The organism is Vibrio sp. QJM3NY_21, from assembly GCF_057785975.1.
Genome location: NZ_CM173513.1, coordinates 2,605,280 through 2,620,440, shown reverse-complemented (window position 1 = coordinate 2,620,440; position 15,161 = coordinate 2,605,280). Strand labels below are relative to the sequence as shown.

General features: G+C 43.4%; 10 protein-coding genes. 5 read left to right on the top strand and 5 right to left on the bottom strand.

Translation table 11 applies throughout. The features are described from left to right. The first annotated feature begins 134 nt into the window (after positions 1-134). The 3 genes from htpG (at position 135) to hemH (ending at position 4,312) form a co-directional block, all read left to right on the top strand. Positions 135-2,039: a molecular chaperone HtpG gene (gene htpG, locus AC3CID_RS11485; RefSeq protein WP_004734239.1), complete on the top strand. Its 1,905-nt coding sequence runs from the start codon at positions 135-137 to the stop codon at positions 2,037-2,039. A gap of 388 nt (positions 2,040-2,427) precedes the next feature. Then, complete coding sequence (gene adk / locus AC3CID_RS11480) at positions 2,428-3,072, top strand: adenylate kinase (RefSeq protein WP_488526566.1); 645 nt, start codon at positions 2,428-2,430, stop codon at positions 3,070-3,072. Positions 3,073-3,349: 277 nt separating this feature from the next. Continuing rightward, positions 3,350-4,312, top strand: coding sequence for a ferrochelatase (hemH, locus tag AC3CID_RS11475; RefSeq protein WP_054547642.1), 963 nt, complete (start codon positions 3,350-3,352; stop codon positions 4,310-4,312). A 90-nt stretch (positions 4,313-4,402) separates the two neighbouring features. Here the strand turns inward: hemH and AC3CID_RS11470 are convergent, their stop codons facing one another. Further along, positions 4,403-5,788, bottom strand: a complete 1,386-nt coding sequence (locus AC3CID_RS11470; protein ID WP_004734236.1) for a peptide MFS transporter — start codon at positions 5,786-5,788, stop codon at positions 4,403-4,405. A gap of 515 nt (positions 5,789-6,303) precedes the next feature. Here AC3CID_RS11470 and rfaH point away from each other — a divergent pair. Then, positions 6,304-6,810: a transcription/translation regulatory transformer protein RfaH gene (gene rfaH, locus AC3CID_RS11465; protein ID WP_004734235.1), complete on the top strand. Its 507-nt coding sequence runs from the start codon at positions 6,304-6,306 to the stop codon at positions 6,808-6,810. Between the two features lie 94 nt (positions 6,811-6,904). Here rfaH and asnB read toward each other — a convergent pair whose 3' ends face one another. From asnB to nagA, 4 genes are all read right to left on the bottom strand, one after another. Continuing rightward, positions 6,905-8,575, bottom strand: a complete 1,671-nt coding sequence (gene asnB, locus AC3CID_RS11460) for an asparagine synthase B (protein WP_004734234.1) — start codon at positions 8,573-8,575, stop codon at positions 6,905-6,907. Between the two features lie 234 nt (positions 8,576-8,809). Then, entirely contained in the window at positions 8,810-10,396 is a 1,587-nt protein-coding gene (locus AC3CID_RS11455; RefSeq protein ID WP_017093863.1) for a cation:proton antiporter family protein, read from the bottom strand. An 84-nt stretch (positions 10,397-10,480) separates the two neighbouring features. After that, positions 10,481-11,695 carry a DNA-binding transcriptional regulator NagC gene (nagC, locus tag AC3CID_RS11450; protein WP_004734232.1) on the bottom strand — a complete coding sequence of 405 codons (1,215 nt, stop codon included), beginning with the start codon at positions 11,693-11,695 and terminating at the stop codon, positions 10,481-10,483. Between the two features lie 2 nt (positions 11,696-11,697). Beyond that, positions 11,698-12,834, bottom strand: coding sequence for an N-acetylglucosamine-6-phosphate deacetylase (gene nagA, locus AC3CID_RS11445; protein WP_488526565.1), 1,137 nt, complete (start codon positions 12,832-12,834; stop codon positions 11,698-11,700). A 517-nt stretch (positions 12,835-13,351) separates the two neighbouring features. On the opposite strand from nagA, the gene nagE reads away from it, so the two are divergent. Next, complete coding sequence (nagE, locus tag AC3CID_RS11440) at positions 13,352-14,869, top strand: N-acetylglucosamine-specific PTS transporter subunit IIBC (protein ID WP_029222048.1); 1,518 nt, start codon at positions 13,352-13,354, stop codon at positions 14,867-14,869. Positions 14,870-15,161 lie beyond the last annotated feature (292 nt).

Genomic DNA, 15,161 nt, shown 5'->3' with positions numbered 1-15,161 from the left:
CAAAAAAACAGTGTTTTTATGATTTTTGACCTTGAATTTACATTTGTCATCCTCATGTTAATGAACATAAGAGTGGCATCAAGTGTTACGCCCCTATGGTATTCAACATAAAGTATAGATGTTTTGGAGTAAAAATGAGCGAAACAGCAACGCAAAATAAAGAGACTCGTGGCTTTCAATCTGAAGTAAAACAACTACTTCACCTAATGATTCACTCACTGTATTCAAATAAAGAAATCTTCTTACGTGAGCTGATCTCTAATGCATCTGACGCGGCTGATAAGCTTCGTTTCCAAGCCTTGTCAAACGGTGACCTTTACCAAGGTGATGCAGACCTAGGCGTAAAATTATCTTTTAGCGCTGAAACCAATACTTTAACGATTTCAGATAACGGCATCGGCATGAGCCGCGACAACGTTATTGAGCATTTAGGTACGATTGCTAAATCGGGTACTGCAGACTTTTTCTCAAAGCTGTCTGAAGACCAAAGCAAAGACTCTCAATTGATTGGTCAATTTGGTGTTGGTTTCTATTCTGCATTCATCGTTGCAGACGCGGTAACGGTTCGCACACGTGCAGCAGGTCTAGCGAGTAATGAAGCAGTTCAGTGGCACTCTGCAGGGGAAGGTGATTACACCATCGAAGACATCACTAAAGAGTCTCGTGGTACTGATATCATTCTTCATATGCGCGAAGACGGTAAAGAATTCCTAAATGAATGGCGTCTGCGTGAAGTCATTGGTAAATACTCTGATCACATCGGTATCCCTGTTTCAATCTTAACTGCGGTTAAAGATGACGAAGGTAAAGACACCGAAGAGAAACATTGGGAACAGATTAACAAGGCTCAAGCGCTTTGGACTCGTAACAAGTCTGATATCGAGAAAGAAGAGTACCAAGAGTTTTACAAGCACGTATCTCACGACTTTGCTGATCCACTAACGTGGAGCCATAACAAAGTTGAAGGTAAGAACGACTACACAAGCCTACTTTACATCCCAGCTAAAGCACCTTGGGATATGATGAATCGTGACCATAAGAGCGGCCTTAAGCTTTATGTACAGCGAGTATTCATCATGGATGATGCAGAGCAGTTCATGCCATCTTACATGCGTTTCGTTCGCGGCTTGATTGACTCAAACGATCTACCACTGAACGTGTCCCGTGAAATCTTGCAAGATAATAAGGTAACTCAGTCTCTTCGTGGCGCATGTACCAAGCGTGTCCTGACTATGCTTGAGCGCATGGCGAAGAATGACAATGATAAGTACCTAGAGTTTTGGAAAGAGTTTGGCCTTGTACTGAAAGAAGGCCCAGCGGAAGACATGGCGAACAAAGAAAAAATAGCTGGTTTACTTCGCTTCTCATCAACGGAAGTTGACTCTGCTGACCAAGCTATCAGCCTAGTGTCTTATGTTGAACGTATGAAGGAAGGTCAAGACAAGATTTATTACCTAACAGCAGATAACTACGCTGCCGCTAAGAACAGCCCGCATTTGGAGCAGTTCAAAGCAAAAGGTATCGAAGTGGTTCTAATGTACGATCGTATTGATGAGTACGTAATGAACTACCTGACTGATTTTGATGGTAAGCAGTTCCAATCGATCACCAAAGCGGGCTTAGACCTAAGCAAGTTCGAAGGCGAAGAAGAGAAAGAGAAGCAAAAAGAGGCAGAAGAAGAGTTCAAATCTGTTGTTGAGCGCACTCAATCTTACCTAGGTGATCGTGTTAAAGAAGTTCGTACCACTTTCAAGCTAGCGACAACGCCAGCGGTTGTAGTCACTGACGACTTCGAAATGGGCACGCAAATGGCTAAGCTTCTTGAAGCTGCGGGTCAAGCTGCACCTGAAGTTAAGTACATCTTTGAGATTAACCCTGAGCACGCACTGGTGAAGCAGATGGCTGATGAAGCGGACGAACAAGCGTTTGGTCGCTGGGTTGAGCTATTACTTGGCCAGGCTATGCTGGCTGAAAAGGGCTCAATGGAAGATCCGTCACAATTCTTAGGTGCAATCAACGAGCTACTAACAAAACGTTAGTCTTTCGACTTTGGGCTAAGCCCATAATTATGAATAAAAGCTCGCCAATGCGGGCTTTTTTTATGAACGTCGCTTAACTTCATCGAAATGTTGCTAAAGTTGCTAACAAGACGAACGCAAACGCTGTCGATACATTCTTTAGTCTTAATTTCAGCCAAATTGAATATTAATGTGATAGAATGCTCGACCTAATCAGCTGGTACTATGAACCTATCGTCTCCAGTTGTATGATTTTTAAACGTTATACCGAAACTTACCGTTTTGCTTCTGTTTACAGTTGTGCTTAGCCTCAGTTGTTACCTAACCTCTCTTGTTTGACCTAAATTAAACCAGAAAGGCGGGATAGTGAGCTTCGGTATAAATCATAATTTTTATAAGAGGATTAAACATGCGCATCATTCTTCTAGGTGCTCCTGGCGCGGGTAAAGGTACTCAAGCTAACTTCATCATGAACAAATTTGGTATCCCTCAAATTTCAACTGGTGACATGCTACGTGCTGCTATCAAAGCGGGTACTGAGCTTGGTAAGCAAGCAAAATCAGTAATCGACGCTGGTCAGCTAGTTTCTGATGAAATTATCCTTGGTCTAATCAAAGAGCGTATCGATCAAGATGACTGTGAGAAAGGTTTCCTACTAGACGGTTTCCCACGCACAATCCCACAAGCGGATGGCCTAAAAGAAATGGGCATTGCTGTTGATTACGTTGTTGAATTTGACGTAGCTGACGATGTGATTGTTGAGCGTATGGCTGGCCGTCGTGCTCACCTTCCTTCTGGTCGTACATACCACAGTGTGTACAACCCACCTAAAGAAGAAGGTAAAGATGACATCACTGGCGAAGAGCTTGTTGTTCGTGATGACGACAAAGAAGAAACAGTTCGTGCACGTCTAGGCGTATACCACGATCAAACGGCTCCGCTTATTTCTTACTACGGTAAGGAAGCAGAAGCAGGTAACACTAAGTACCTTAAATTTGATGGTACTAAGCAAGTTGCTGAAGTTAGTGCAGAACTTGAGAAAGCACTAGCATAATTGGCTAACAGCCAGTTTTAGAATTTGATATATTGGAAGCGACCGTTAAGGTCGCTTTTTTTGTTTCAATTTTTAGTCATATACCAATCTAGATAAAATCGATTGTGCATAATTTCCGCGCTGCGGCTTAGATTCACGCGGCTAACGATCAAGGTGATGTTGCGATAACTCAGGTTAAGAACGACTATTCTTAAATTTAGTTGCGTAACAATGATCTTAAACTTATGCAGATTAGTATATTACGTTCCAGAAAATCACACATTGGTCTCAGGTATCTATGGAAAATAATAAAAAGCAGGGCGTTTTACTGGTGAACTTAGGAACACCAGATTCGGCGACTCCAGCTGGCGTTCGTCGATTTTTGAGTGAATTCTTACACGATAAGCGAGTCGTAAACCTAACGCGTTGGCTTTGGTGTCCTATTTTACATGGGGTGATCTTACCGATTCGAGCTCCGAAAGTGGCTAAATTGTATCAGTCTGTCTGGATGGACGATGGATCACCGCTGCTTGTGTACTCACAAAGACAAGCTGAGAAACTGCAGAAGAAATTGCAAATGCCGGTTGCGCTGGGTATGACCTATGGCAACCCAAGTCTTAAGACGGGTGTCGAACAACTGATGGAGCAGGGTGTCGAAGACATCATCGTACTACCTCTGTATCCTCAGTACTCAGGAACAACGACAGCGGCCGTTTCTGATGGTTTAACTAAAGCCTTCAAAAAAATGCCTGTTATCCCGAGCTATCGCTTTATTCGAGATTATTATTCTCACCCTAGCTATGCGAAAGCACTGGCTGAAAGTGTTCGTAGCCATTGGGAAGAAAATGGTAGAGCCGATCATTTAGTGTGTTCTTTCCACGGTATTCCGAAGCGACTCGCTGATGAAGGTGACATCTACCCTCAGCATTGTGAAGCGACGACCAAATTACTTGCTGCTGAGTTAGGCTTATCAGCGGACGATATCACCATGACATACCAGTCTCGATTTGGTCGAGAAGAGTGGTTGAAGCCTTACACTGACGAGACACTTGAATCACTGCCGAGTAAGGGCATCAAGAAGATTGATATCATGGCTCCTGCGTTCTCGGTTGACTGTTTGGAAACGTTGGAAGAGATTTCTGACCAGTGTAAAGAGACGTTCATTGATGCTGGTGGCTCAGACTTTAGCTACATTATGTGTCTTAACGACAGAGACTCACACATCGATATGATGGCTGAGCTAGTGGCGCTTCATCGCTAACTAATATACCAATAGAATAAATAACAAAAGGGCTGCTCATTGAGCAGCCCTTTTTGATCCTGATGTTTCTTTTTGAAATAGATCTAGATATTAAGCAACCGAAGTTTCTGCTTTTGGCTCTGCTTCAAGCGTCATGTTAGTTTCTACACCATGCATCCATGATACAAGTTTACCTGCACAAAGAAGCAGTAAGACGCCACTTATTGTCGCTGTAATTGCGATACCACCGAAGATAGACATTGCGCCAAGCTCACCAACGTGAGAACCCACAAGGCCAGCGACGTAGTTTGCGACAGCATTGAAGCCAAACCATGCACCCATCATTAACGATGCCAGACGAAGTGGAGCTAACTTAGTGACCAACGACAGGCCAATAGGAGATAGACAAAGCTCACCAAGAGTATGGAAGAAGAAAGCACCGACTAGCCATAGCATTGATGTTTTGACTGTTAGGTCGCCACCTTGCTCCATTACTGCACCCATCATGCACACAAAGCCTAGTGCTAAGAAAAACAACGCCATCGCAAATTTCACTGGCGAGTTTGGTTCACGCTTACCAAGCTTGACCCAAAATGCAGCAATGATTGGTGCAAGTGTAATGATGAAGAATGGGTTCAGAGATTGGAACCAAGCTGCAGGAACTTCAAAGCCACCAATCATACGGTCAGTATATTGTTGAGTGTAGATGTTCATCAAACCGCCAGCTTGTTCAAAGCCAGCCCAGAAAACGATTACGAACAGACCCATAACTAGAATAACTTTTAGTCTGTCGAACTCTTCTTTGGTCAGTGGTGTTTTCTCTTTCGATTTGTTCAGCGCTTTCGCTCGTGCAGCTGCAGGTACTGAGCCAATGTTGCCTAACCATGACTGAGCCATCGTCAATTGCATAACTAAGCTAATAACCATACCGATACCAGCGGCTAGGAAGCCAGCTTTCCAGCCGAATGAATCGACTGCAGCACCTGAAATTAAGCCCCCTAGTAGCGCGCCTAAGTTGATGCCCATGTAGAAAATGGTGAAAGCGCCGTCACGTCGGTTATCGCCTTCTTGGTATAGGTCGCCAACCATGGTCGAGATGTTTGGTTTAAACATACCGTTACCACTGATAAGCAGTGCTAAACCCAGATAAAGAGCATTTACTTGGTCTAAGCCAATAGCGCCGTTAGGAAGAGCGAGCGTAAATTGGCCTAAGGCCATTAATACACCGCCCACTAGGATCGATTTACGTTGTCCTAAGTAGTTATCGGCCAGCCAGCCGCCGATTAATGGCGTGATATAGACTAAACCAGTATAGATGCCATAAAGATCGAGGGCATCTTTTGTTGACCAACCAAGGCCACCATTGATAGTGGTATCGGTAAGAAATAAAACAAGGATGGCACGCATTGCATAGTAGGAGAAGCGTTCCCATAGCTCTGTGCTAAAAAGTAGAAATAGGCCTCTAGGGTGGCCAAAGATGTTGTGATTGCTTGGCATAAGTTTTACTAATTTTAGGTATTAAAAGATTTTATAGTCACTCATGTATACACAGTGGGATAAAAGTCTGCAATAGGTGTATTTTATGGTTACGATAACTGAATTTTGTTAAGTCATTGATATTAATGCTCTTTGCTTTTGATGTTGATTATTTCGAGTGTGCTGCAAACTAACTTTCCAGATTTGAGCTGGTTGGTAAGTGAGCTTTTTTAAAGCAACATCGAATAAAAGTGTTTAGATATATTGGTCTGGCGTATTGGTCTGGCGTATTGGTTTGAGATTAAATAGAATGAAATCCCCATTAAAGGTGGGATACATATGCTTACAACAATGAGCCTTTTGATCTCTAAATGATCTCTGTACAATGCTTAACCACTTTTAACTCCTATAACTTTTTGTTGATAAATTGGTCTGCTACGCAATATTTCTTGCTCACAATGATTCATTTTATTAATGGCGATTCAACCGTTTTAGGCATGTGGTAAAATATCTAAAAATATAAAATGGCTAGTTAAATGAAACGTTGGTATTTACTTTACTGTAAGCGTGGTGATCAAAAACGCGCTCAACAGCACCTAGAAAATCAGGGGGTAGAGTGCTTTTATCCTCAAATCGATGTCAAGAAGGTCGTGAGAGGGAAAGAGAAGCAGGTCAAAGAACCGCTGTTCCCGTCTTATATCTTTGTTCGCTTTGATTATGAGCAAGGCCCTAGTTTTACGACAGTTCGTTCGACTCGTGGCGTTGTCGACTTTATTAAATTTGGAGCAAGGCCACATGAAGTCCAAGGCGACTTAGTGTATGAACTGAAAGAGTTTGAGAAGTGTTGCGAAGATGAACCTGAAGAGTGCTGTGTTGAGTTTGAATCAGGGCAAGTGGTCAAGATCAATAGTGGTCAGTTTGCTGGGGTTGAAGCTATTTTCCATCAGAAAGATGGTGAAGCTCGATCTATTATGCTGGTAAAAATGATCAGCAAAGTGGTTCCGATCAGTATTGAGAACGAAGCATTACAAGCTCACGCATAAGTGCAGTAATCAGTAATACAAAGCAAAAAATAGGCTTAAAACAAAAAGGCGCATAATGCGCCTTTTTTAGTCTTTAGGGTTTGTTCAAAACGCGCTAAGCGTTGTAAGCATCGTTGTGAACGGCTTGTACTGCACGGCCTGATGGGTCGACACAGTTTTTGAATGACTCATCCCACTCAATCGCTTTCGCTGATGAACAAGCAACTGAAGGACCACCAGGTACACATTCTGCCGCTGATTCTAGAGGGAATAGCTCCTCAAAAATTTCACGGTAAGCATAACCTTCTTTGGTTGTTGGCGTGTTGTAAGGGAAACGGAACTTCGCAGCTTCCATTTGTTGATCCGTTACTTTTTCTTCAGCCGTTGCTTTTAATGTGTCAATCCAATCGTAGCCAACACCATCAGAAAACTGCTCTTTTTGACGCCATGCAATTGAATCTGGTAGGTAGTCTTCAAAACACTCACGTAGAATGTGTTTCTCCATTTTACCGTTACCACACATCTTATCTTCAGGGTTCAAACGCATTGCTACATCGATGAACTCTTTGTCCAAGAATGGAACACGACCTTCAACACCCCATGCCGCAAGAGATTTGTTGGCTCGAGCACAGTCAAACATGCTTAGAGCAAGAAGTTTACGCACGGTTTCTTCGTGGAACTCTTTTGCGTTTGGCGCTTTATGGAAGTACAGGTAGCCACCAAAGATCTCATCAGCACCTTCACCAGACAGTACCATTTTGATACCCATTGCCTTGATCTTACGAGCAAGCAAGTACATCGGCGTTGAAGCTCGAATCGTCGTTACATCGTAAGTTTCAATGTGGTAGATAACATCACGGATTGCATCTAAGCCTTCCTGAATGGTGTAAGTCATCTCGTGGTGTACGGTACCAATCTTATCCGCAACTTCACGAGCAGCGATAAGGTCAGGCGCGTTTTCTAGACCTACTGCGAATGAGTGTAGTTGTGGCCACCAAGCTTCTGATTGCTCATCGTCTTCGATACGCATTGCAGCAAAACGTTTAGCGACTGCTGAAGTGATTGAAGAATCAAGACCACCAGATAGAAGTACACCATAAGGTACATCTGTCATTAGTTGACGTTTAACTGCAGCTTCTAGCGCTTCAGTCAGTTCTTCTTTACTTGTGCTGTTACCTTGTACCGCAGCGTATTCATTCCAATCGCGGATGTAGTAGCGATGAGGCTCTGCATCTTTGGAAGAATAGAAGCTACCAGGAGGGAACTCACTGATCGTCTTGCATACTTCAACGAGTGCTTTCATCTCTGAAGCAACGTAGTAGTTGCCGTGCTCGTCGTAGCCTTGGTAAAGCGGGATGATACCAATATGGTCACGGCCGACTAGGTATTCGTCTTTCTCTTCGTCGTATAAAACGAATGCGAAAATACCGTTAAGTTCTTCTAAAAGGTCCGCGCCCATTTCTTGGTATAACGCTAGGATAACTTCACAGTCAGAGTCAGTCTGGAACTGGTACTTATCTTCATAGCGTGCACGAAGTTCTTTGTGGTTATAAATTTCGCCATTCACTGCAAGAATATGCTTTTTATCTTGGCTGTATAGTGGTTGTGCACCACTGTTAAGACCAACGATAGCCAAACGCTCGTGAGCAAGAATTGCTTTTTCACCAGCATAGATACCAGACCAGTCTGGGCCTCGGTGACGAAGCTTTTTAGACATTTCTAAAGCAATAGGGCGAAGTGCTGCGGCATCACTTTTAATGTCGAGAATGCCAAATACTGAACACATAGAACTTCCTTTTAAATAATTTCTAAATCAACTGTATTCAATTTGCCATTCTGGCTAAAAAAAGCAACCGAATGTGAGCAAAAAAATAATATAAAGGGGTTTCTGTTAGAAGTTATCTAATTTTAAGGTGGTTTTGGTGGGTGGCGTCTAATTGCGGTTGGTTTTTTAAACAAAAACCTCTCAAAAGTGCAAAAGAACAGCAATTTTGAGAGGTTAACTAGACAATGTTTAGGACTAGATCTTATTGATGTTTGGGTTTAATTGCTCACATACGTGTCGAGCAAAACCACTACCAGCTTCACTGTAAATGTTGAATGCCGCATCGACACCATTCTCTTTCAATGTTTCTAGCTGGTCGGAGTATTCAGCAATGGCTGCGATTTGACCTTTAAAATCACGTGATTTTAGCTGTTCTAAGGCTGTTTGATTACCTTGGTGATGAGGCATCGCCAAGATCACTAACTTCACGTTTGCTGTATCTAAGATACGCTCCCAGAAATCTGGGTCAGTTGCATCGCCAGAAATAACGTTTCTTCCAAGGCTTCTATGGTTGTGTGCGGCTTCTTCACGAACTTCGACACCTAAGCTAACCTTGCCATAGCGTGAACGCAATTCATCGTAGGCGCCGGTACCAATACGTCCCATACCAAGAATAAGCACTTGTGCGCGACCAGGATCAATTCGTTTATCACGTTGATGAAGCTTTTCAGCAGCGTGCTCTTTGAGCCACTTACCTGACTGTTGATAAAGCTTATGACCCGCTTTGTTTAAAGGAGCAGCGATTAAGAACGATAACGAAACCGCAATCGCCACCGCCACTAATATATCGCCAGACATCCACCCCATCTTAAAGGCAAGACCACCGACGATAAGACCAAATTCACTGTAGTTAAACAATGATAGAGAGGCTAGTAGAGAAGTTCGAACACGGAATTTGAAGCGGTTGAGTACCAAGAAGTAAAGCACGCCTTTCACTGGCAGCAACAGCAAAAATAAGATGGCGAGCATAAAGCCTTGAATGGTAGGTTGCTCGGATAATCCAATATTCAAGAAGAAGCAAACAAGGAAAAGCTCTTTGAGGTTAAACAGCGATTTCGACAGCTCTGAAGCTTTTGGGTGACCGGCTAGCAACATACCTAAGATAAGAGCACCTAGATCTGGTTTAACCCCTACAAACTGGAACAAACCTGCACCGACGACCAATGCGAAGAAAATGCCGAACAGCACCAACATTTCGCCGTGACCAACCCAGTCGAGGACTTTGTAGAACAACGGACGACAGAATGGTAAAGCGAACAGTGCGATGGCATACCACTCTGGAATTTTGCCTGTCGATGCCGTTAAGAAGACCACGGCAAAGATATCCTGCATGACCAGGATACCGATCGCTAATGTTCCATAGGTCGCATTCATTTCCCCTTTCTCTTGCAGAGACTTAACTGCGAATACGGTACTAGAGAATGAAAGGGCAAAGCCGAGTAGAACAATCTGTTCTATTGACATGGCTGCCAACGAGGAAATACCTAGGAATTTAAAACCAAACAGGGCGACCGCAAAAAACAGAGTGGATAAAAGGTTGTGGATTGTTGCGCCAGCCCAGATCTCTTTAGAGAGCAGGGTTTTGATATCGAGCTTTAAGCCAATCGTAAATAGAAGCAGGGTGACACCAAGGTCAGCCAAGGTAATGATGGTGTCATTGGTTTCAAAACCCAGAGCAAATAGCCCAAAACCAGCGACCAAAAAGCCGACCAATGGGGGAAGGTGACACTTTAAAGCAATAAATCCTGCAATAAACGCAGTGGATATTAATATAAGTTCCATAACTTGTAGTAGTAGTTCCCTAGCTTAAAAAAACGGGCCGTGTTTATACAAACACGGCCCGCGGAAAATCAGAGTTGTTTTTCTTTAGTCTTCAAGAAGCTTTTGAAGTAACACACCGTTGAGCATAGCGCGCTTAATCATGGCAAAAGCTCCCATCGTAGGATGTTTATCGATCTGTGATGCTACAATAGGCAGGCCGCTATGGAAAGCCGTTAACGACTGATTCTCTACATTGCGCTTAATTGCAGGGAAAACAATCTCTTGTGCCTTTGTAATATCACCAGCAATGATAACTTTCTGAGGATTAAACAAGTTAATCGTCATTGCGATAGCTTTACCCAGTTGATTACCTACTCGAACCAAACTTTGCTTAGCCAGTTCGTCGCCATTGATAGCATGGTCACATACATCTTGAATGGTAATGTGCTCAATCTCTGTTAGCGAGGACTCATAACCTTGCTTAATTAGCTTTTGGACACGTTCAACAATGGCAGGGTTTGCCGCTACGGTTTCAAGACAACCGAAATTACCGCATTGGCATTGCTCGCCAAGTGGATCAATTTGGATATGACCAATTTCACCCACGTTGCGGTTATGGCCAAGGAAAACCTGACCATTAACAATAATACCAGCACCAGTACCACGGTGAACGCTAACCAAAATAGAATCTTGGCTGTCTTTGCTTGCACCGAAGTAGTGCTCAGCAAGCGCCATTCCTCGAACGTCATTACCAACAAAACAAGCAACATGGAATGTGTCGCGAATAATGTCGCTTAACGCAAGGTTATCGATGTCTGTATTTGGCATGTACTCAACGACACCTGTCGTTGGGTTAACCAAGCCTGGAAGAGTGACACCAATGGCAATCAGTTGGTCGATCTTTGGTTGGTGTTCAGCAATGAAAGCCTTCAAGTTATTGACCAAGCCTTGGGTGAGGTCTGATTGGTCTGAGTAATTCAGGTCTTGCTGTTGGAAAGCCAGCTCACGACCGCCAAGGTCATGCAGGCTTATTTGAATGTAATCTCGACCCAAGCGCACAGCGACAGAGTGAAAAGGCTCTACTTCTGTGGTTAGGGAGATAGCGCGTCTACCGCCAGTAGACGCTTGCTGCGCAACCTCTTTAATTAGGCCGCGCTCTAAAAGTTGGCGGGTAATTTTTGTAACACTTGCCGGTGCGAGTTGGCTTACATCAGCCACTTGTATACGACTGATAGGCCCTTGTTGGTCTATTAGTCGGTATACCGCCGCACTGTTTAGTTGTTTAACTAAGTCTACGTTACCTATTTGTCCGCCATTCATACTTAATTGTGCTCGTATTGTCCGTTAACAACAGTCGCTTTAACGTTAAAGTCTCGGTCAAATACGGCTAGGTTTGCAACCATGCCTTTTTTGATTCGACCTAGCTTGCTTTCTACACCGATAGCCGTAGCTGGGTATAGCGTAGCCATGCGAAGAGCTTCGTCTAAAGCGATACCGGCGTGCTCAACTGTATTCTGAACTGCTTCAATCATAGTCAGAGCTGAGCCGCCCAGTGTGCCGTTTTCATCAACACACTTACCATCACGGTAATATACTTTCTTACCGACAAAAATAAAGTATTCCATGTCAGCACCTGCAGGAGCTGTGGCATCCGTCACTAATACCAACTTTTCTCCCTTGATTTTATGCGCAATTCTGATGTTTGCGTAATCAACGTGGAAGCCATCGGCAATAATGCCAGCATAAACCTCAGGCGTATCGTAAATCGCGCCAACAACGCCAGGCTCACGACCAACCATAGGAGTCATTGCATTGAATAGATGAGTGGCAAAAGTGATACCTGATTCGAAACCTTGACGAGCTTCTGCGTACGTTGCATTCGTGTGACCAATCGAAACAACCACACCAGCTTTGCGCAGACGCTCAATGTGTTCTGGGTCGTTGAGTTCTGGAGCCAATGTTACTTTTGCAACAAGGTCATTGTTCTCACAGATAAGCTCAATCATTTCGCTGTCTGATTTACGAATGTGATCGACGCTGTGAATGCCTTTTTTCGCGACGTTTAAATACGGACCTTCAAGGTGTAGGCCAAGAGATTGGTTTTGGTATTGGTTGTGATACTCACGAGCTGCGGTAATAACCGCGCGCATGTCTTCGTCAGAAGAAGTGATTAGCGTTGGCAGGAAGCTAGTACAGCCAGATTTAAGGTTTGCTTTGTGCATAATCTGCATTGTGTCTGCAGTGATCTCATCGTTAAGCATTACACCGCCACAACCATTCAATTGTAGGTCAATGAAGCCTGGGCTTAGGTTTGCTCCGTTTAGGTCGCGAACTTCGACTCCTTCTGGTAATTCAGAGATAGGACAGACTTTTTTGATCAGTTCGTTTTCGATTACAACAGCATGATCGGTTAGAACATCACTACCAGTGTAAATTTTACAGTTACTTAGCGCGTACATAGTCAGCTAATCCTTATTTCGTGAGATCTTTAAAATTTGTTCGTTACCTAAATGTGGACTTAGTTTGCGAGCATCATTTACGTAACGATTTATCTTTTATGGGCAAACGGCTTCAAAATGGGAAGCTATTTAAGTTATTGAAAAATATATGAACAATTGATTATTGATATACATTTAGGTTCACTTTTAATGATTGTTTATTGGACAGCGTAAACCCAGGGATACCATCATTTTACCTAATGGTTAGGTTTAGATTTTATCTATAAACGTTCATTTTTTTGAATGATAAAATAAGTTTTATGATCTCGCTAGCAAAAACCTCTGGATTTGGTAAAAACTGGTGATTACGATCACAAATGGTAAGGTTTTAATTTGCGGAGCAAAATTAATTGAATACACTGAATAGGACTAAATTGAGCGACTAAAATAAGTTTCTCAAACGAATTCTAAAAAATCCTATAGGGGGAAACAACTGGTGAATATTCTAGGATATGCACAGAAGCTTGGTAAGGCGTTAATGCTACCAATCGCAACGCTTCCGATTGCGGCGCTTCTTTTACGTTTAGGTCAAGGCGATTTACTTGATATTCCATTCATGGCAGAAGCTGGTGGTGCTATCTTCGGTAACCTACCATTGCTATTTGGTCTAGGTATCGCGATTGGTCTTTCTAAAGACGGTAACGGCGCAGCGGGTCTTGCTGGTGCAGTTGCTTACTTCGTACTAACAGCAACAGCAACCACAATTAACGCAGACGTTAACATGTCATTCTTCGGCGGTATCTTCGCAGGTATCATCGCAGGTCACTCTTACAACGCTTTCCATGCAACACGCCTTCCTGAGTGGCTGGCTTTCTTCGCGGGTAAACGTTTAGTACCTATCATGGCCGGTCTATTTGCACTTGTTGCAGGTGCTGTGTCTGGTGTGGTTTGGCCTGGTATTCAATCTGGTCTAGATGCACTAGCTCACGCGGTATCAACGTCTGGTGCTGTTGGCCAATTCGTTTACGGTACTCTTAACCGTGCACTAATCCCTGTAGGTCTACACCACGTATTGAACTCATACTTCTGGTTCGGTATGGGTACGTGTCAGGAAATCATCGTTGCTGGTCAAGGCGCATTCGCTAACATCACTCAACTTTGTGTTGACCCTGCACTGGCTAAAACTCTAGTTGTTGGTCAAGAACATACATTCACATTCGCTAACTCAGTAACTCCAGAGATTACTACTGTTGTTAAAGAAGTGACTGAAACAGTTAAATCTGGCGACCTACACCGTTTCTTCGGTGGCGATAAAGGCGCTGGCGTATTCATGAACGGTTTCTTCCCAGTAATGATGTTCGGTCTACCAGGTGCTGCACTTGCAATGTACCTAGCTGCTCCTGCTGAAAAACGTAGCCAAGTTGGTGGCGCATTGTTCTCAGTTGCATTCTGTTCATTCCTAACAGGTATCACAGAGCCGCTAGAATTCATGTTCGTATTCCTAGCTCCTGCTCTATACGCAATGCACGCGGTATTTACAGGTCTGTCTCTAGTAGTGGCAAACATGTTTGGTACTCTGCACGGTTTCGGTTTCTCTGCTGGTCTAATCGACTTCGTACTGAACTGGGGTCTAGCAACTAAACCATTCACTCTACTATTGATTGGCTTAGCATTCGGTGCTCTATACTTCTTCACTTTCTCTTTCGCAATCCGCGCTTTCAACTTGAAATCGCCAGGTCGTGAAGATGATGACGAAGCTGCAGCAGCTCCTGCTGGTGACGCGCCAAAAGGTGACGTTGCTCGTCAATACCTGAAAGCTCTGGGTGGTCACGAAAACCTGACTTCAATTGATGCTTGTATCACTCGTCTACGTCTAACTCTTAAAGACCGCTCTATCGCTGATGAAGTTGTTCTTAAGAAACTTGGCGCTAAAGGTGTGGTTAAACTAGGTGAGAACAACCTACAGGTTATCCTAGGCCCACTAGCTGAAATCGTCGCTGGCGAAATGAAAGCTATCGGTGCAGGTGAAGACCTATCTGATGTAAAACTTCCATAGTAAAGGAAGTACTTGTTAAGACGTAACAACGGCTCTTAACTAAGTTTCAAATTGAAAGCCTCCCACACGGGAGGCTTTTTTGTGCCTGTCATTTAAGGCCAGTGAACAAGGTTCGTTCTATTCTTCATCGAATAGCAGAAATAATCACAATTAACTGATGGTTCTTATTGTGCAAAGGCGAAGAATTGTGGATGATTAGCAACAATGATCTTTCTATCTTTGATAGGCAGCAAAAGCCGCCTTTGTCTCGGATATGAAAGATAACTTTCTCTGACAATACTAAATACATAGA